This window comes from Legionella sp. (genome assembly GCF_965140895.1).
GTDB lineage: Bacteria > Pseudomonadota > Gammaproteobacteria > Legionellales > Legionellaceae > Legionella.
In genome coordinates this window covers 17,459-36,951 of record NZ_CBCSKT010000095.1, presented here as the reverse complement: position 1 = coordinate 36,951, position 19,493 = coordinate 17,459, and the positions used below count along the sequence as shown (strand labels likewise).

Genomic DNA, 19,493 nt, shown 5'->3' with positions numbered 1-19,493 from the left:
CTATCAAGCTTTTCAGTTACTGTTATAATACCTCGCACTTGGAATGAATAAATGGTCGTTTATTGAGCAATAATCTGTGGAAAAGTCCAATCCCCATGAAAAAGTAGGAAAAAATCACTAGGTTAAGAGAAATTCGATAAAGAAGCACATAAGCCCCTCACATCCTCTCGTCAGGCTTGAAACGCAGCTAGAGCACTTATCTCTTGAAAGGACTTATTAATGAGACCTGCCTGTTGCTGGCGCTTGGTTTCCATAAAAAAGGTACTGCCAGTGAGAAAGAATTTTGCTGCAATGAATAGGATACCGACACCTGTAGCGGCAATTAACAGGTTAGCAAAAATAGCCATGAGAAACTCTTTATCGGTTTGTAACTCCTTATAAGCATTCTCCATTTTCTCTTTAAATTGAGTTTGTACTGACACTATTTTCTCAGGTTTTGAATTAATTTTAGCATCGACAAATTTTTCGACTAAATCGCTTAAGCTATTCGCTAGCTCAACAATATCATGCTCTGGATTCTTAATGCCTGCTGCTTGCATACCAAAGCTTTTTAATTGATTAATTCGCACATGCAAAGTCAACAACTGTTGTAAAGTTTTCTCATTATTTAAACAGGGAGTCAAATGTTTCTGATGAGTGCATAATTGCCAGTTTTTTGTCTCTGGAAAGCATTGTAATATCGCTAATAGTCTGGGTGTATTGTTCATCGCTCTAGCTAAAAGAGTCTTTCCGTGCACATCAGTTCTTGTAATAAAGTACAAACATTGCTCTTCAGTAAAAAACGATAATATGGTTTGTAGGGCTTGTGGAGTCGTTGCCCAGTGCAATAGATCATACCTATATTTCCCCCCCTCAGTTACTGCATAGGCCTGATGTTCAGGTAATAGCCAGTTAAAAATAACTGTTATTGCTTCTGGGTAATTTAAGGCAAGCAATAAGATCGTAGCTCTATCATTGTTTCTCAAGTTAAGAACCGCTTTTTGCTCTTTCTGATGAATTAAAGCGAAAAGAAGGATTAAGGAATCAGTATAAGGAACCGCACTATGGAGCACTGTATCACCACTTTTATTTTTTTCTTGCAGTGCTTTTCGTTTTTGTTCTATATCAGGGTAAAAAGATAATAGTTTACTTAAAGCCGGCGCGTTGGCTGTTATGCAATGTAAGACCGTGTTACCCGATTTATCCTTTTCTCGTGCCGTAGTAAACAGTTCATTTGAAGAAAAATAAGAAGAAAGAAGTTGCAATGATTGCTCATTTCTTGCCGCTAAATGCAAAACGGTTTCACCATTGTGGTTAATTTCTCGCAAAGCGGTGAGTAATTCATCCTGAGGATATAGCTCCAGGACTATTTTTAATGACTGTGGATTTCCTGCAGCTTTGTGTAATACGCTATTACCCGCGTGATCTTTAGTTTTTACCGATGCCAGCCCTTTATCAGCTAATGATTCTAGATTTTGAGCTAAGACCTCAGGATAATCTGCAACGGCATGTAGTAAGGTAGGGCCAAATTGATGAATAGAAACTGCTTGATAGATTCGTGTATTATTTTCTCGAAGCATTCCTAAAATTAGTTTCCTGTTTACTGGCATCCTATTATTCCTTACTTGTAATGAATAAGATGTGCGTATTGTACAAGAAAATACTTAAGTAAATATTAATGGTTCAGGCTTCGATCCAGTATTACGCCACGATAATAAAGGCCACCGTTCTTGGGGATGATTTGCATTTTTTCGCAATCGCAAACATTCATGTAGATGAACGCGCGATTGCGTGAACGTATATTTAACCTAACATTTCCAATAATTCGCGGCGAAACATATGGTAATCCACCTCTAGAGCGTGACGCATGTGTGACTTAAATCGGTAATGGGGTTTATTCATTTCCTGCTCAATTTTCTGGTGTAATTGTTCAGGACGTTTCAATGTGCCCGTAATGATACGCGCGACAATCTTTGCTTGATGATCTGCTAATGGCCAGATGCAGCCTTGTGGTTGGCATAAACCAATAAAATAAAGGTTATCCAAATCGGCATGCATCATTTTACGATACAAAGGCACCTTCGTTGAAGCACTAAAATCAATCAATTCCTTATCAATAAAGGGAAAGCTTATTTTATAACCGGTAGCAAAAATTACCGTATCAAACTCAAGCTGCACACCATTAGTAAAATGTACCTTTTTACCTTCAAAATGAGTAATCCCTGGTTGCGGGCGTACTTTTCCATGACGAATAAAATACAATAACTCAGAGTTAATCGTTGGATGAATTTCCAAAGGTCCGCAATCAGGACTCAACAGCTTATACTTAGCATAACGTCCCTGAACTACTCGAATAACCAGTTTAAACAGCTTTTGGCGCATCCCCCCGGGCATCCATCGAGTTTTCGCAACGGCGACATCCGTAGGCTTACCAAACACAAATTTTGGAAAAATATTATAGCCACGACGCATACTAATATGCGTTTCAGGAGATACCCTTGATATTTCTACAGCAACATCACAAGCAGAATTTCCCCCACCAATAACCAAAACACGCTTACCAGAAAAAACAGAGGCTTTCTTATATTGATGAGAATGAATGAACTCACCCGTGAAATGGCCAGGATATTCTGGCATAAACGGATCCCAGTGATGCCCATTAGCGACCAAAAGGTAATCAAAAGTCTCATCATGAGTCCCCTGCTCATCTTGATAGGTAACCTGCCATTGTTTTTGGCTGTTTTGCATAATTTTTAATACAGTAGTATTAAAAATTATGTATTTCTCTAAATCGAAATGGCGTGCATAATTCTGAAAATAAGCCAAAACCTGCCTATGCGAAGGATAGTCAGGATAGGATGCAGGCATTGGGAAATCTTCAAATTCGGACCAACGCTTGGAACTAATAATGTGCGTCGTTTCATACACACTGGAATGATCGTTATCTTCATCATAAACCCAGTTACCACCAATTTGATTATTTTTTTCAAATACAGTGATCTGAGAAACCCCTTGCTCTTGCAAGTTTTTAATTGCAGCAAGCCCACTAGGACCTGCACCAATAACACAGACTCGCTGCTGACAAATATCCTTAGGCTTTTGCTCTATTTGCATTACTTGTTACCTTTTTAACTTCTTCCATTATCATTGCTTGTACCACGGGATGTTTATCAATTGTGAAATGATTAACATTTACCCCTTTGATTCTTGTAACATCAATATTGTCAATTTGTGTTTTGCCAGGATCAACAGCTCGAAGTCTTAAACCACTAAACATGGGTACATAGCCTGTTTTGTAAAAATTCATTGCATGCTTCACATTCGGCGGTACAACGGTTTGAGACACCGCATCAACCGTAACAAGCAAATCCACAGGAACTCCTGCTTTATTTAAATTACGTGCTACTTTGATTTGTTCATTAGCCCCTAAAGAATGCCCAACAAGAACGATCGGTTTAGGATTTTTATCTTTGTAGTGATTACTAATAAGAGTACGAGATACAAGACCTGCATTATACCACATGCCGCTTGGAGCTGGAATGTGATAAGTCGCCTCAACAGAGTCACTTAGCTCTTGCATGCCAGTACTGAAAACCCCTAATCCTCCAAGCATGGTATGAACTTCACCACGATAGAGTTGAGCGTTTTTAGTATGCGCTACTTTTTTTCCCGTGGCATTAGTTTGCATCGGATGCTTTTTCTTGGCAGGATGATATTTAGCTCCCGACAAATCAACACAGCCTGCCACAGAAAATGCAGCAAACAGGCAAAAAGATGCTTTGATGAAATTAGTTTTGCTACTGTTCATTTTTATTTTTATTCAGGTTTTATCGAATCCCTTGATGATAACGTATATGGTGGCGATTGCCAATATTTGTACGGTATTAACCCACACCTACAAAGGATCATCACAACTAATTTTCCCCGCGCTAACCAGTAATTCTGTTTGGGATGCAAATAATAGTTTGCTAAGATACGCATTCCTTTTTTAGATCGTGAACAATTTTTATGGATACACAGGTTTCAGTACTTACTGTCAGCCAACTCAACCGACAAGTGAAAAGTTACCTTGAAAATGAGCTGGGAATTGTTCATGTAGAAGGCGAAATTTCTAATTTAAGTAAGCCTGCATCAGGACATTTTTACTTTACCCTAAAAGACAGCGGTGCCCAAGTCCGTTGTGTGTTTTTTAAAAATCGCCACGTTGGCTCTTCCGCCTCGAAACTATGCGATGGCCAATATCTGGTTGCAAGTGGCCGCTTAAGCCTTTATGAGGCACGTGGAGATTATCAATTAATCGTTGAACAAATCACTGAAGCTGGCCTAGGTGCTTTGTACCAACGTTTTGAAGAGTTAAAAAATAAACTCGCGAGCGAAGGACTTTTTCATCCTGATAAGAAAAAGGCTCTTCCTCGTATGCCGAAAACCATAGGAGTGATTACCTCAACAACAGGAGCTGCGATTCGGGATATTTTATCCACTTTAGCGCGACGCTATCCCTTAGCCCAAGTATTCATTTATCCAAGTGAAGTCCAAGGAACTGGAGCGGTGCCGCAACTGATCAAAGCACTCCAGCGCGCCAATACAGAAAAGCGCTGTGATGTCCTCATCCTTGCGCGTGGTGGTGGAAGCATTGAAGATTTATGGGCATTTAATGATGAACAATTAGCCCGACAAATTGCCCATAGTAGCATTCCCCTGGTATCCGGAGTAGGACACGAAACTGATTTTACCATCGCTGATTTCGTTGCCGATTACCGTGCTGAAACCCCAACTGCTGCAGCAACTGTCGTAACCCCAGATTCTATTGAACTATCAAGAGCATTAAATCATTCAATGTTACGTTTGCAGGAAGCCATCCATAGACAGCTACAAAAAAACCAAATTAAGCTGCGTCATTTGATGGATAAAATTTCTTCGCCACAAAAAGCCATTTCAAGCTATTGGCAAACCACCGACTATTTGGAACGACAGTTAATTTCAAGCATGAGCCAAATCGTCAAACAGAAAACCCATCAATTGCATTTGTGCACTCATCAACTAAACACACACAATCCGAAGACGCAAATTCAGCACGCACAAAATCAATTACAACAGAAGACCCAGCAACTGACGCAACAAATGCAAAACAAACTGAGTCAGCTCAAGTTTCACATGAGAACACTAATGTCCACCTTGCACGCAGTGAGTCCCTTAGCTACACTGGATAGGGGTTATGCCATTGCTACACTAAAAGATAAAGTGCTTTTTTCAGCTGAGCAAACTCAGATTGGCGATACGATTGAGGTGCGTTTAGCCCAAGGTAAACTTGCATGTGAAATAAAAAATATTAAAGGATTAGGGCAAGACCATGCTTGATGAATTAATTGATAGTCTTAATTTAATTATTAACCAAACAAAAATGAATAGTTCCATCTTGGCTACTATTGTCATTACTCTATGGGTCATCTTTTTTATTACACGACTGGATCGCCGTTTATTGTTATTATTGGGAATTATACCAAGGTGCCTCAAAGGCTTACCGGGAATACTTTTTTCGCCCGTATTACATTTGAATTTCAATCATCTGTTTTTTAACTGCATCCCATTAATTGTACTGAGTAATTTTATTTTAATTAATGGCCTGTATTATTACATTACCGTAACGCTGATCATTACCCTGGTTACAGGGGTTTGTGTATGGTGTTTTGCCAAACCTGGCGTGCATGTTGGAGCAAGCGGTGTTATAACTGGTTATTGGGGGTTTTTGGTTCTTAATTTGTATCAAACCGGTACGGTGACCACGATTATTTTAGGCCTACTCAGTGTTTATTATTTTACTGGTATTTTCTTCGGCATTTTTCCAGGAAAAAAAGGCGTATCTTGGGAGTCTCACTTTTTTGGTTTATTGGCGGGACTGGCTACGAGTTATTTGTTTATCTATTACCCGAATTACGTACAAATGCTATCTCAGCCACAGTAGTCATAGACAGAGCTGTCAAGCCCAACCTGGTGATAACGAACTGGATATAACACTCAAATATTTTCAGCCACTCTCGCTGTCATTATCATGTTCATTTCTAATAATTAATTTTTAAAAAATCAACTATGGCTCAAAACACACTAAATCGACCCATTTAAAAAGGACGATTTTCCTTGTTAAGCCAGGCTACACTTGCTCTAAAGTCTATGCTATTCTAGGATTAATAAATCATCAGAGAAATCAAGATGCTATCATTTAAAAGACTATTTCTCGTAGGCGCATTAAGTCTACTGGTTACCCCTGTATTTGCAAAACAAAATCCAAGCGCCTGTTGTGGTGGAATGGGAGGCATTAGCTACTGTGACTCATCTGCTGGGCGTATGGTATGTAATAATGGCTTTTACTCTACCTGCTTTTGTACCCCACATGCAGTAATGGACTTACAATTGATTCGTGGTTGTTGCTTATGGAAAGGTGGTGTTGTAAATTCGCTTACAGCCCCTAATGGCCTAGTTGTTTGTAATGACGGTTCTGTTTCTGAAGAATGTTCACTACAAAATCCAACAGAGAGAGTTGCGGCCTGGTAGCCTAGGTTGTATCCGGGAGATGTATACCCATGATCAATGAGATCCAATCAACCCTTAGCCAGTTAAGACAAGTACAACCATTAGTCCTGTGTTTAACAAATTATGTCACTATGGACTTTATGGCCAATGCGCTTTTAGCCTTAGGTGCAGCACCATTAATGTCTGAGTCACATGAAGAAATTGAAGAGCTTGTTAGCATAAGCCATGCACTTTATATCAACATTGGCACGCTTAACGATGCCTTCGTGGCACGTGCTCTTTTCGCTGCTAAAATCGCCAACTATTTAAATAAACCTATCGTTCTCGATCCAGTAGGAGCGGGAGCTAGCAAACTCAGAACCGCTGCAGCATTGGAAATACTTCCCTTAGCCCAAATGATTAGAGGAAATGCGAGTGAAATTATTTCATTAGCAGGAGAAAATGGTGCAACAAAAGGTGTTGAATCTTCTGACCCTGTGTTTAACGCCATGAGCAGTGCACGCACCCTCGCTCAAGAGCATCATAAGATAGTCATTGTTAGTGGCCCTGAGGATTTCATTACTAATGGCAAACAAGAGCAAATGCTTACCTTTGGCTCTGAGTTGATGCCACGAATAACTGGTATGGGATGCACCATGACTGCGGTCCTTAGTGCTTTTGTTGCCTCTAATCCTGATATGTATCAGGCTTCAATCCATGCTACTGCCTACTTTAGCTTATGCGGTCAGCAAACACATCAGCAAACCCAAGTCCCAGGTTCATTCAGACAATTATTTATTGATAATTTATATCAGCCCGACTGGGATTTTTTTAATCAAGTGGTTAAAGGATGCTAGCATGCAGTACAAAGCTTTATCTATAGCTGGATTTGATGGTTCCGGTGGAGCCGGCATTCAAGCAGATTTAAAAACTTTTTCAGCTTTTGGTTGTTATGGAATGACCGTACTCACGGCATTGCCAGTGCAAAATACCTGTGGCGTGAGAAGTTGCTATGAAATCCCCTTACAAGCGATTGAAGAGCAGCTGCATGCTATTTTTGATGACATTAGGCCCGATGCTATTAAAATTGGTATGTTGTTTAATAGCGATATTATCAGGTTAGTTGCTGCGTTTCTTAAGCAGCATGCTCAGGGTATTCCTATCGTCGTTGATCCGGTTACTATTGCCAAAAGCGGCGATCCACTGTTATTACCAAATGCGGTGGATACGCTAATTTCAGAGCTCATGCCCTTGGCTACTCTGATTACTCCAAACCTTCCCGAAGCACATACGTTTACAGGTATTGATGCGCAATCTGCAGAAGAAATGTTACTTGTAGGACAAAAGTTATTGGCATTAGGCCCTCAGTATATTTTACTTAAAGGAGGCCATTTAACCTCCTCCACGTCGAATGACTTATTGATGAGCAACAAGGGTGAGTGTCATTGGTTTGAAAGTTCACGAATTAATTCTAAAAATACCCATGGCACAGGATGTACCCTTTCAGCGGCCATTACTTCTTGTTTGGCACAAAATATTCCCATGCAAAAGGCCTGTGCAATAGCAAAGAACTACCTCTTTGAGGCAATTAAAGCGGCTAAAGATAACAGTGTTGGGCAAGGGCATGGGCCAGTGCATCACTTCCATCATTTGTGGCCAATTTCACTTGATGAGTTTTAACGCTTTAATTTCTCGATAATACGTCCCCAGGATCCCGTATTAGGCAGCGCTAATACGGGCTAGATTATCGTTTAAACAGCTAATTCAGCAGTATGATGGGATGGATATGCGTTTTTCTTTATAGCGGCTCTAGCAGTCGCTTTCTTCTCTAATAGCTCAGCAAATCCCATAGCGCAAACTACAACCAAGATGGTTCCTACCGGTGAATAGCAGAAGATACTATCAGAAAAGGAACCAAAGCATACCGCAATCAGTGGGCCAAGTATCATAAGCCGCATTGTTTTACTTTGTTTAAATGCCAAAATAAGCAAGGAGCCTATAAACGCCAGGTAAAACATTAGTCCAACAACGCCTCCTTCAACTAAGGCAAGCCAATATTGACTATGTGGCTCATTAAGCTTCTCTTCCCAACCCGGGACTGGCTTATCACGATGGAAACTATATTTAAAATATCCAGTACCGATGCCAAAAACAGGGTGTTCCTCAAACAAGGAACGGGCATATTTATGAAATTGCATTCTATAACCTAAAGAAGTATTTTCTTCATGCTTTTTCAAAAACTTAATATCACTAATAAGAATACCTGTACGTAACTGCATTAATGGGCTTGCCAAATAAACCAGTCCAATAGATGCAACCAGTAAGGTCACGCCCAAAGCCGCTTTCTTTAAAGAGAACTTTTGTACAATTAAGAAAAGCATCAAAAATGAATAAATGAAATAACCAGTCCTTCCGGTATTTAGGAAAAATATTTGGTAACTTCCAACGGCGATCATCAACCAACAGTACATCCGCTGCCACTTACTAACTTGAGGCTCTAAAGAGATAATCGCTGCAAAATAAACCGCTAAAGCAACCATAAATCCTGTAACGATATGATTATGGAACACTTCACCAGTATCTACTGGATTATTGATGACAAATAAACTTTTATGCTTTAAGTAGGAAATGACGCAGGTTATCAACATCGTGGCAAAATAAGCATTAAAAGCCCAACGTCTGGTTTTTGGATTAATAAATCCTACAGCCAGTATTGGTAGATAAAGCGCCTTAGAGTACTTATCAACTACCGTATAACGTAAATGATAGGGTGCTTCAGACCATAAACAACCAATAAGCACATAAGCAAATAAAGCAATACCAGCCCAGCCCCATAAACTATTGTAAGCACCCAGTAATTGATTTCTATAATATGGTGTCAAGAGCAACGCAGCTAGCCCGATACCTGCCATAATTGATTTTAAACTGGAACTAATAGGCACAAAAAAGACAAATAAAACAATAAAAAAAGGTGCTATTAATATGCTTTTTTCTTCCGAAAAGAGTTGTTTCACACTAAGTCCTCGTTAGCTGTGGTCAGGTTGGGTAATTGTTCGATGTTGCTATCCTGGTATAGTTGCTTGATACCTCGATAAAAGGTACCTTGAGCATTGAACACCGCAAACAAAAAACCAATTCTACCATCCAAAAAACCCCGTTGTAATACATAGCACCTAAAAAACATCCATGAAGTGCTGGCCAAGGTTTTTGGGAAACTAGCTTTTCTTTGTTTAACTATGTAGGTTTTTGCACTATAAGAAGAATATTTATTCATTTTGTAAATTACGTGGCTCACGTCTTTAAATGAATGATGCATAATGCAATTTTTAAGTTTTCCGATCCGCGCCCCTTGAGGAAGAACAATTTTTTCGTGGACAATGTCCGCACTAAAATGTGCTCCTTGACGCTTATATAAACGTGCATGACGTTTAGGGCTGGAAGAGTATTTTAAGGGTTGATTGTAGAAATACATTTGAATTGCGACACGGTAGGCATCCGCTTCATCCAATACCATTGCCTGCATTATTTCCTGCTTCAGCTTCTCACTTACTGCCTCATCGGCATCTAAATTTAAGACCCAATCGCCGGTGGCTTTTGCTAAAGCCCTCTGTTTTTGGGCCCCATAACCAGGCCAGTCTGTTGAGTAAACATGTTCTGTATATTCTTTAGCGATTGCAACGGTATTGTCCGTGCTACCCGAGTCCAGAACTATTATTTCATCAGCAAACTGTACTGATTCCAGGCATCTCCTAATATTTCGTTCTTCATTTTTAGCAATTACGGTTACAGTCAATGCCATTTAAACAACGCCCTCTCTATGATCATGGCTATCGAAATGTAATTTGCCATCTTTAACTTTTAATGTCACATGGCCACCATGTATTAATTTACCAAACAAAAGCTCATCGGCAAGTGGTTTCTTCACATTTTCTTGAATCAACCGAGCCATAGGTCTTGCTCCCATTACCTTGTCATATCCATGCTCAATCAGCCATTCGCGGGCTGCTTTGTCTACATCAAAGGTAACGCCTTTATGACTTAACTGTTCATCTAGTTCCATAATAAACTTATCAACAACTAAGCCTATAGTCACAGCATCTAACGGAGCAAAATTAATAATGGCATCCAATCTGTTTCTAAACTCAGGGCTAAATTGTTTCTTAATTACTTCCAATCCATCGTTGCTATTATCCTGAGTTGAGAATCCGATTGAATTACGAACCAACTCACTAGCACCCGCATTAGACGTCATTACTAGAATAACATGTCTAAAATCGGCTTGACGACCATTAGTATCAGTTAAAGTTCCATGGTCCATGATTTGCAGCAACAGATTAAAAACATCAGGATGCGCTTTCTCTATTTCATCAAGCAGTAAGACTGAATGAGGGTTCTTAGTTACTGCTTCAGTCAGTAAGCCACCTTGATCGTAACCTACATATCCGGGAGGAGCCCCGATTAAGCGTGAAACAGTATGTTTCTCCATATATTCAGACATATCGAAGCGTAACAATTCGATACCTAAGACATTCGCCAATTGGCGTGTAACCTCGGTTTTACCTACACCAGTTGGGCCTGCAAATAAGAAGCATCCCACTGGTTTTTGTGGCTCTCTAAGGCCTGAGCGTCCCAATTTAATTGCAGAAGATAGAGCAACAATCGCCTGATCTTGTCCATAAACCAAGAGTTTTAAATCACGCTCTAAATTACGCAAAGTATCTTTATCGCGTGCAGACACTTTCTTAATTGGGATCCGTGCAATTTTCGCAACCACACTCTCAATTTCAGTGACACTAATAATTTTTTTACGTTTACTTGCAGTAAGTAAGTTTTGATAAGCTCCGGCTTCATCAACTACGTCAATCGCTTTATCTGGTAAGAAACGGTCGTTAATGTATTTAGCAGATAATTCAGCTGCTGCCTTAAGCGCAGGAATTGTGAATTTTACGCCATGATGCTCTTCCAGACGACCTTTTAAACCTTTTAAAATTTCAAAAGTTTCATCAATTGAAGGCTCAGGAATATCTATTTTTTGGAAGCGTCGAGCTAAAGCACGGTCTTTTTCAAAAATACCACGGTATTCTTGATAGGTTGTTGACCCAATGCATTTTAACTCGCCATTTGCCAACAAAGGCTTGATAAGGTTAGATGCATCCATCACGCCACCTGAAGCAGCCCCTGCGCCAATAATCGTGTGAATTTCATCGATGAATAAAACGGCACCCTCTTGTTGGCTTAATTGTTTGAGCACCGCTTTCAAGCGTTTCTCAAAATCCCCACGGTACTTGGTACCTGCGAGCAAAGCTCCCAAATCAAGTGAGTACACAATGCAATCACGGATGGCATCAGGTATTTCCCCATCAACAATGCGACGAGCCAGACCTTCTGCAATAGCAGTTTTACCAACGCCAGCCTCACCAACCAACAATGGGTTGTTTTTCCTACGGCGGCAAAGTACTTGAATTGTACGTTGAACTTCTTCATGACGCCCAATGAGGGGGTCAATCTTACCTTGTTTTGCACGTTTGTTAAGGTTCGTGCAATAGCTCTCTAGAGGAGACTCATTACCTTCTGCAGCGCCCATATCTTCATCCATTGATGAATTCATATTCTCGTGCATATCATTGTTTTGGTACTTAGATACACCATGAGAAATGTAGTTAATCACATCAAGACGTGTAATATTTTCACGACGCAAGAAATATACAGCTTGACTTTCTTGTTCACTAAAAATAGCAGCGAGGACGTTTGCGCCAGTTACCTCAGTTTTACCTGCTGACTGTACATGGAATACCGCACGTTGCAATACGCGCTGAAACCCTAAAGTAGGTTGTGTTTCTCGATCTAATTCATCGTCGGGAATTCTGGGAGTGGTTTCATCAATAAATTCAACTAAGTCACGTCGTAACGCGTCTATGTTCGCATCACAAGCCTGTAACACATTTCCAGCGGCAGGATTATCAAGCAATGACAACAATAAGTGCTCAACGGTCATAAATTCATGACGTTTTTCTTTTGCTTCCTTGAAGGCAAGATTCAAGGTGAATTCAAGTTCTTTGTTTAACATTGCCGTTGCTCCTCTTCAGCCCACAACAAATTATTCCGGTTCCATGCTAGATAGCAATGGGTGCTGATTTACTCTGGCATATTCATTTACCAGAGCGACTTTAGTTTCTGCGATGTCTCGTGTGAATACACCACACACGCCCTTTCCTTGGATGTGAACCTGTAACATCACCTGAACAGCTGTTTCCTCGTTTAGATGAAAAAAATGTTTCAGTACATCAACAACAAAATCCATTGGCGTATAATCATCGTTGAGCAACACTACTTTGTACTTTCTTGGCAGTTTATTTTCTGTCCGTAACTCCGGCTCAGCAACCTTATGCCTTACAATTTCCTCGATATTTTGCCCGCTCATAACATACAACCTCTTACTATTTTTATAGACTCCCCACAGGCATTTGGCCAGTAAAAACAGCTAATTTTAATGAAAAAATTGGCCTTTGGGATAATCAAAAACATATTGGTTAGATAGCTTCCATGAAAATGGACAACCTTTGTCCTATTCGCTTGCATCAGGTATAGGTTAAACTTCACCCCATAATCATCGGGTTAGGAAGTTGATAAAAGACTACCTCCATGCCACTCTAAGATCTATTAAAGCTTTCGAATTCCCGCGGGTTGCGCGTGAATTCGAAAGAGGTCGTATTTCATTAACTGAATAAAGTGAAAGAGTGATTTATTCTTCAGACTCAGATACAACTACAATCACATGTGCTGGATGATCGCATCCGCAAATCCAGAACTACTTACTAAAGTAGCCCCTTCCATCGTGCGTTGGAAATCATAAGTCACTGTTTTAGCTTCAATTGCACCCTCAGTGCCCTGGATGATTAGATCAGCCGCTTCATTCCATCCCATATGACGTAACATCATTTCAGCAGAAAGAATAATTGAACCTGGGTTCACTTTATCTTGACCAGCATACTTTGGTGCAGTTCCATGAGTTGCTTCAAATACCGCGATTTGATCACTTAAGTTAGCGCCTGGAGCAATACCAATACCACCAACCTGAGCAGCTAAAGCATCAGAAATATAATCGCCATTCAAATTCAACGTAGCAATAACGCTGTACTCTTCAGGTCTTAAAAGAATTTGTTGTAAGAAGGCATCAGCAATTACATCATTAATGATAATTTGGCTTCCAGTCTTAGGATTTTTGAACTCCATCCATGGGCCACCTTGATATTCTTTAGCACCAAACACATCACGAGCAACTTGGTAAGCCCAATCTTTAAAGGCCCCTTCAGTAAACTTCATAATGTTGCCTTTGTGAACAAAAGTTACCACTTTACGATCATTATCAATAGCATATTGAATTGCTGCTTTAATTAAGCGTGTTGTTCCTTCTTTAGAAACTGGCTTAATACCAATCCCACAATGTTCTGGGAAACGGATTTTTTTAACATCCATTTCTTTTCTTAAAAATTCAATTATTTTTTTAGCTTCTGGAGTATCTGCTTGCCACTCAATACCTGCGTAAATGTCTTCTGAGTTTTCGCGGAAAATAATCATATCCGTTTTCCAAGGCTCTTTTACAGGACTTGGTACACCAGCAAAATAGCGAATAGGACGCAAGCAAGTGAACAGGTCTAACTGTTGGCGAATTGCTACGTTTAATGAACGAATTCCACCACCAACTGGAGTAGTTAAAGGACCTTTAATGGAAACGACGTATTTTTTTAATGCATCTAACGTCTCTTCTGGTAACCATTCATTTGCACCATACACTTTAGTTGCTTTTTCGCCGGCATAAACTTCCATCCAGGAAATTTTTCTTTGAGAGCCGTAAGCTTTTTCAACCGCAGCGTCAACAACTTTCATCATAGGGGGTGTTACGTCTACACCAATACCATCACCTTCAATAAAAGGAATAATTGGGTTATTCGGCACATTAAGAGAATGATCCGCGTTAACTGTAATCATTTCACCTTGTGCAGGCACTTTGATTTTATCGTACGTCATTGACAACTCCGTAAATTTTTAGAGGTAATAATGATAGCACGCTAGAACTTGGAATCCCAAGTCCATTTGCGTGAAATTAGCGAGGATAATACGAAAAAATGCAATCGATTTTCTTAAAGACAAGTATTAGTGTTTGAAGTTTATGCGTGCTGCAACATTTTAATCTGTTCTATTAATTGATCATAACCTGCCTCTACGTTTATATAGTCATTTTTGGCCAAATAAATAGACAAGGAGCCATCGTCCGTTGCCGTAGATTTTTGTAATATTCCATTATAACCTTTGCTTTTTAACCGTAAAAAATCGCTAATCTTGGTTACCAAGTAAAAATTTCGGTAATAATTTCGCGGCAACATATGAATTGCCTGCGCATCATGTTGCAGTGAATTTCCAGGTAGATAATCTTTAAGTGAGTATGATGCATTATTATGTACGGCAACAACCTTACCTTTAGGTAAGATTTGTTTTATTTTATCTGCTAATTTTTTAACTTCTCGATGTGCTTCTGGACTGTATTGACTCAGGCCAGTTAATGTTTTCTTAATGCCGTTATCGGTATAAATTCGATTAGGGTCAAATTCATAACGCTTATTGCGCAAATTAAATACAATGTTGCGACCACCAGAATGCACTAAAGTAATAAGGCTTCCACCTTCTTTCTTAACTACTGCTTGAGCGGCTTTTAGTGCTGTCTGTTCATTGTGGTGTACATGAATGAATGTTTTACCTCTACCAACAGTATGCTTAATCTCAACCTTTTCATCACCAACCATCACAAGGTGATTCATCGCATAGGTAAATTGAGGAAAAAATAATGAAACGAGTAAAAAATATCGCATAGATTCAGTTCACTTTAATATTAAAACTGGTCGCCATTGTATAATAATTGCCCTAAAAATACAAATCATGCAGAGATTGGCTTCACAAAGCGTGGCAATCCCTCTACCATTGAGGCTTTTAAATTTGGGCCAGTCGATTTTATGCCAGAACTTATTTTATTCAACAAACCTTATGGGGTTGTCTGCCAATTTACAGGCGAGGAACATGATCATACTTTGTCGAAATTCATTGATATACCTAAAGTTTATGCCGCAGGACGATTGGATAAAAATAGTGAAGGATTATTGTTATTAACTAATGACGGCGCGTTACAACATCGCTTAACGCACCCTAAGTTTAATAAGAAGAAGTATTATTGGGTACAGGTTGAAGGAATACCAACTGATGCGCAATTGGAGCCATTAAGAAAAGGCTTGGCACTTAACGATGTTCGCTTTTTACCTGCAGATGTAAGAGTGATTGAAGAGCCATCCCTTTGGCCTCGGAATCCTCCTATTCGCTTTAGAAAAAATATTCCTACGTGTTGGCTGGAAATTGTTTTATGTGAGGGAAAAAACCATCAGGTGCGGCGCATGACTGCGGCCATTGGGTTTCCTACCTTGAGGTTGGTACGTCATCGAATTTGGGATTGGGAGCTTGGTGGGTTAAATCCAGGTGAGTTTAAGATTATTCAGGTGTAGGTTCGGCCCATGACCAACAACAATGCATCAAACCACACTTTTTTAACGGTAGGCAAAACGCGGTAAAAGCGTATCTTCGCCGAGTAAACGAATCCATGGCCATAAGAACATACCTACGAACGCGCTTGCTACCGGCATGAACAGGCTGTATTTGAAGCCAAGTAGTGCGGTAATTAACGCGATAATTGCTTGATATAGCAGGCAGAAAAAGCCAATTAAAAAGATTTGCTGCATCATTGAGAAAAATTGAAAACGTCTGGATTTACTGGAAGCAATCCACGTCACCAACAATAAGGCAAAAGAATGTTCACCAATCACGGTAGCTAACAACACATCAAGCATCAATCCTACAAATAATAGAGTCGACTGATTAAAATTCCCTGGGAGAAAATATTCAATATACAGCACAAATAATAAAACCCAAGGAGGTCTAAAGTCAGTAACTAATTCAGGCATAGGCAGTATTGATAAAATCAATGTAATCATAAATCCTACGGCTAAGCGTAAACGAAGATTCATTACATGGTCTCCTTAGCATTTAGACGCTCATTAATTTGTGCGGTTAATTGCTCCTGCTCTTTATCTGGCCAAATTAATAAAACAAGGCGATTGCGGTTAAGAAGGGCTACTGGTCTTACTTTGACCTTCACGAAATCCTCACCTGGAAGACTATTAACTTCATCCACACGTCCAACAGGATAACCTTCAGGGTATCGTCTGTCCAAACCTGAAGTAACCAATACATCACCAGGATGAATGGATGAGGTTTTCGGCAAGTTAATTAAAAAGAGGGTTTCAATATCATTAGTACCAACCAGAATAGCCCGCTCCCCTGTGCGATTATTTCTGACAGGAACGGCACTTTTAGAATCTGAAATCAATAACACAGTACTGGTTAAAGGACCTACATCAATAATCTGCCCCATCACCCCTTTAGCATCTAATATGGGCTGCCCAACATAAACACCATCACGTTCGCCTTTGTTTAATACGACAATTTGTCGTGAATTGCTGGTATCTACAGCAAGAATTTGCGCAGCCATTGCACGCATGTCTGCTTGTGAAGAGGTTAGTAATAATTCTTTAAGTTGAAAATTCTCTTTTTGCGTAGCTAATAGTTTTTGTAACTCAGATTCTAACATTGCTTGTTGATAACGTAGTCGCATGTTTTCATCAATTAACGCCTTTTTCGCGCTAACTAGCGACTGGATCCAGCCAAATACACGCACAGGATAATCTACGGCGTATTGCAATGGAGCTACAATTAAAGAAAAGCCACTACGAACACTATTCAAATAACGATAATGGTAGTCAGAAAACATGAGGAAAACAGAAATAAGCAAAGCAAGCACGAATCCTATTGAATTGTGCCCGCCTCGGCTAAATAATCTGTTTCGATTATTATTCTGTTGAGAGGAAATCACCGCCACGTAAGTCCATGGTTTCTAAAGCCTTACCACCACCACGAGCAACGCAAGTTAGCGGATCTTCAGCGATTAATACGGGTAGACCAGTTTCTTCCATCAGCAAGAGATCAATATTTTTCAATAATGCTCCGCCTCCAGTTAAAATCATACCACGTTCCGCAATATCAGCAGCTAATTCAGGTGGAGCCAATTCTAAAGCAGCTCTTACAGCACCTACGATTCCTGATAAAGGCTCTTGTAGCGCTTCTAAGATTTCTGCACTGGTTAAAACAAAACTACGGGGCACACCTTCTGCAAGATTTCTTCCACGTACTTCAATTTCAAACAAATCACGGCTTGGGAATGCAGAGCCAATTTCATGCTTAATGCGTTCAGCCGTTGTTTCACCGATAAGCGTACCGTAATTACGACGCACGTAAGATACGATTGCATCGTCAAATTTATCCCCACCAATACGTACTGATTGATGGTAAACAATACCACTTAAAGAAATAATCGCGACTTCAGTAGTACCACCACCGATATCGACAACCATCGAACCACTAGCATCTTCTACTGGCATTCCTGAACCTAAGGCAGCAGCCATTGGTTCTTCAATCAAGAATACTTCACGAGCACCCGCACCCATAGCTGATTCACGAATTGCGCGACGCTCAACTTGGGTAGAACCACAAGGAACACAAACCAGCACGCGTGGGCTAGGACGCAAAAATTTATTTTCGTGAACTTTATGAATGAAATGCTGTAGCATTTTTTCAGTAACAAAAAAGTCAGCAATTACCCCATCTTTCATTGGCCTAATCGCATTAATGTTGCCTGGAGTTCTTCCAAGCATACGCTTTGCCTCTAGACCTACTGCTGCAACGCGTTTTTGACCTGATTCATTTCGCAATGCAACAACAGACGGCTCGTTAAGGACAATTCCTTTATCCCGTACATATATCAATGTGTTAGCGGTTCCCAAGTCAATCGATAAATCATTGGAGAACACGCCCCTTAATTTCCTGAACATAAGCAGCACTATCCCATTCTTTTTTAGTGCGATACTTTATACTAATTTTGCATAAAGATCGACTACTCTGGCGCAACAATTTCAAATAAAAAAGTAAATTTTTTGTTCAAACAAATTTTCATCTTTCGCTTTTACTGCCGCATCAAACACTTAAATGGAGTGGTGTTTAAGTTTTAACCAGACGATGGTATTGGCTATATTTTTATGAGGTTTGTAAATTTTGCTCGTTAGACCGTAAGCTGGGCTGTTAAGCCCAGCAAATCTATCCCCATGCTGGACTTAACAGCCCAGCCTGCACGATGAGTGCAGAAACAATGCTCCACAATTAATTAATAACAAATACTTCGTTTAATTTCTCTTTATTTGCGGTCACAAAACGTTGGCCTATGCCTTTAACTTCCGCAAGCTCTTCAATTGATTTAAAACCTTTATGACTGGTGCGATAAGCAATAATAGCCTCTGCACGTTTCTTACCTATGCCTTTAAAAGAACCAATCAAAGAAGATACATCCGCTTTATTGAGATCAATCTTTTGGGAAACAACAGTAGTTTGTTTTTCGGGATGAGCGCTTTGAGCTTTGCCCGCATGCGCTGAGAAGTTTACTGCCAGTAATGATAATGCAGCAGCAAGTATTTGTGCTTTCATAAATTTCTCCTAATTGTTGGACTAAAAGACCCGTTCCAGGGCCAATTGCAGTATCCCAATAATTAGATAGACTGTCTATATTTTTTTGGACCATTTTAATTGATTAATCAATTGTGTAGCAATAGACCAAATTACCGCGGTTAAGCCTTAATATATCCCCTCAAATTAAGGGCGGAATTCTAATGATTTTTAGTCAAACTGCAAGTTCATGTGCGTAACATGAGTAATTTAGACAACGACCAGGTTCTAATGTAATGAACCATCCCACCTACAAAGTTAGTACATTTTTCTAGCTCCCTTATAGATCTGGATGGGAAATATAATCATGAATATTAATTTATTAGAGATATTAATAACTCATGTTACGCACATGA

19 protein-coding genes are annotated in these 19,493 nt (G+C 39.8%); 6 read left to right on the top strand and 13 right to left on the bottom strand.

The features are described from left to right. Nucleotides 1-170: 170 nt before the first annotated feature. The 3 genes from ACQY7T_RS10420 to ACQY7T_RS10410 form a co-directional block, all read right to left on the bottom strand. Nucleotides 171-1,589 (bottom strand): hypothetical protein, encoded by a 1,419-nt coding sequence (locus tag ACQY7T_RS10420; protein WP_428413189.1) that lies wholly within the window; start codon nt 1,587-1,589, stop codon nt 171-173. A gap of 193 nt (nt 1,590-1,782) precedes the next feature. Continuing rightward, nucleotides 1,783-3,093, bottom strand: coding sequence for a flavin-containing monooxygenase (locus tag ACQY7T_RS10415; protein ID WP_428413188.1), 1,311 nt, complete (start codon nt 3,091-3,093; stop codon nt 1,783-1,785). Further along, nucleotides 3,071-3,787 carry a hypothetical protein gene (locus tag ACQY7T_RS10410; protein ID WP_428413187.1) on the bottom strand — a complete coding sequence of 239 codons (717 nt, stop codon included), beginning with the start codon at nt 3,785-3,787 and terminating at the stop codon, nt 3,071-3,073. Before ACQY7T_RS10410 ends, ACQY7T_RS10415 begins: the two co-directional genes overlap by 23 nt. Nucleotides 3,788-3,987: 200 nt before the next feature. Between ACQY7T_RS10410 and xseA the strand changes: the two genes are divergently transcribed. The 5 genes from xseA to thiD all read left to right on the top strand — a co-directional run bounded on the left by xseA (nt 3,988) and on the right by thiD (nt 8,166). After that, nucleotides 3,988-5,337, top strand: coding sequence for an exodeoxyribonuclease VII large subunit (xseA, locus tag ACQY7T_RS10405; protein WP_428413186.1), 1,350 nt, complete (start codon nt 3,988-3,990; stop codon nt 5,335-5,337). Beyond that, complete coding sequence (locus ACQY7T_RS10400) at nt 5,330-5,941, top strand: rhomboid family intramembrane serine protease (RefSeq protein WP_428413185.1); 612 nt, start codon at nt 5,330-5,332, stop codon at nt 5,939-5,941. Before xseA ends, ACQY7T_RS10400 begins: the two co-directional genes overlap by 8 nt. A gap of 245 nt (nt 5,942-6,186) precedes the next feature. Beyond that, nucleotides 6,187-6,528, top strand: a complete 342-nt coding sequence (locus ACQY7T_RS10395; protein ID WP_428413184.1) for a neurogenic locus notch — start codon at nt 6,187-6,189, stop codon at nt 6,526-6,528. Between the two features lie 29 nt (nt 6,529-6,557). Beyond that, nucleotides 6,558-7,343 (top strand): hydroxyethylthiazole kinase, encoded by a 786-nt coding sequence (gene thiM / locus ACQY7T_RS10390; RefSeq protein ID WP_428413183.1) that lies wholly within the window; start codon nt 6,558-6,560, stop codon nt 7,341-7,343. A gap of 1 nt (nt 7,344) precedes the next feature. Further along, a complete protein-coding gene (thiD, locus tag ACQY7T_RS10385) occupies nt 7,345-8,166 on the top strand; it encodes a bifunctional hydroxymethylpyrimidine kinase/phosphomethylpyrimidine kinase (RefSeq protein ID WP_428413182.1) in 822 nt (273 codons plus the stop codon). 71 nt (nt 8,167-8,237) lie between these two features. On the opposite strand, the gene ACQY7T_RS10380 is transcribed toward thiD, so the two are convergent. The 6 genes from ACQY7T_RS10380 to ACQY7T_RS10355 all read right to left on the bottom strand — a co-directional run bounded on the left by ACQY7T_RS10380 (nt 8,238) and on the right by ACQY7T_RS10355 (nt 15,353). After that, nucleotides 8,238-9,500, bottom strand: coding sequence for an O-antigen ligase family protein (locus ACQY7T_RS10380; protein ID WP_428413181.1), 1,263 nt, complete (start codon nt 9,498-9,500; stop codon nt 8,238-8,240). Further along, nucleotides 9,497-10,285: a glycosyltransferase family 2 protein gene (locus ACQY7T_RS10375; RefSeq protein ID WP_428413180.1), complete on the bottom strand. Its 789-nt coding sequence runs from the start codon at nt 10,283-10,285 to the stop codon at nt 9,497-9,499. The genes ACQY7T_RS10380 and ACQY7T_RS10375 overlap by 4 nt, the downstream gene beginning before the upstream one ends. Then, nucleotides 10,286-12,553 (bottom strand): ATP-dependent Clp protease ATP-binding subunit ClpA, encoded by a 2,268-nt coding sequence (gene clpA, locus ACQY7T_RS10370; protein ID WP_428413179.1) that lies wholly within the window; start codon nt 12,551-12,553, stop codon nt 10,286-10,288. 30 nt (nt 12,554-12,583) lie between these two features. Beyond that, nucleotides 12,584-12,907 carry an ATP-dependent Clp protease adapter ClpS gene (gene clpS / locus ACQY7T_RS10365; protein ID WP_428413178.1) on the bottom strand — a complete coding sequence of 108 codons (324 nt, stop codon included), beginning with the start codon at nt 12,905-12,907 and terminating at the stop codon, nt 12,584-12,586. A 350-nt stretch (nt 12,908-13,257) separates the two neighbouring features. Continuing rightward, complete coding sequence (gene icd / locus ACQY7T_RS10360) at nt 13,258-14,514, bottom strand: NADP-dependent isocitrate dehydrogenase (RefSeq protein WP_428413177.1); 1,257 nt, start codon at nt 14,512-14,514, stop codon at nt 13,258-13,260. Nucleotides 14,515-14,654: 140 nt separating this feature from the next. After that, on the bottom strand, nt 14,655-15,353 hold the full coding sequence (locus ACQY7T_RS10355; RefSeq protein ID WP_428413176.1) for a protein tyrosine phosphatase: 699 nt from the start codon (nt 15,351-15,353) through the stop codon (nt 14,655-14,657). Nucleotides 15,354-15,494: 141 nt separating this feature from the next. Between ACQY7T_RS10355 and ACQY7T_RS10350 the strand changes: the two genes are divergently transcribed. Further along, nucleotides 15,495-16,034 (top strand): pseudouridine synthase, encoded by a 540-nt coding sequence (locus tag ACQY7T_RS10350; protein WP_428413175.1) that lies wholly within the window; start codon nt 15,495-15,497, stop codon nt 16,032-16,034. Between the two features lie 42 nt (nt 16,035-16,076). On the opposite strand, the gene mreD is transcribed toward ACQY7T_RS10350, so the two are convergent. The 4 genes from mreD to ACQY7T_RS10330 all read right to left on the bottom strand — a co-directional run bounded on the left by mreD (nt 16,077) and on the right by ACQY7T_RS10330 (nt 19,119). Continuing rightward, complete coding sequence (mreD, locus tag ACQY7T_RS10345) at nt 16,077-16,553, bottom strand: rod shape-determining protein MreD (protein WP_428413174.1); 477 nt, start codon at nt 16,551-16,553, stop codon at nt 16,077-16,079. Further along, the gene (mreC, locus tag ACQY7T_RS10340; protein ID WP_428413333.1) at nt 16,553-17,458 is read right to left on the bottom strand and encodes a rod shape-determining protein MreC; all 906 of its coding nucleotides are present in this window, start codon (nt 17,456-17,458) and stop codon (nt 16,553-16,555) included. The genes mreD and mreC overlap by 1 nt, the downstream gene beginning before the upstream one ends. Continuing rightward, complete coding sequence (locus ACQY7T_RS10335) at nt 17,436-18,473, bottom strand: rod shape-determining protein (RefSeq protein ID WP_058535650.1); 1,038 nt, start codon at nt 18,471-18,473, stop codon at nt 17,436-17,438. Before ACQY7T_RS10335 ends, mreC begins: the two co-directional genes overlap by 23 nt. Nucleotides 18,474-18,798: 325 nt before the next feature. Then, a complete protein-coding gene (locus tag ACQY7T_RS10330) occupies nt 18,799-19,119 on the bottom strand; it encodes a ComEA family DNA-binding protein (RefSeq protein ID WP_428413173.1) in 321 nt (106 codons plus the stop codon). Nucleotides 19,120-19,493: the final 374 nt, after the last annotated feature.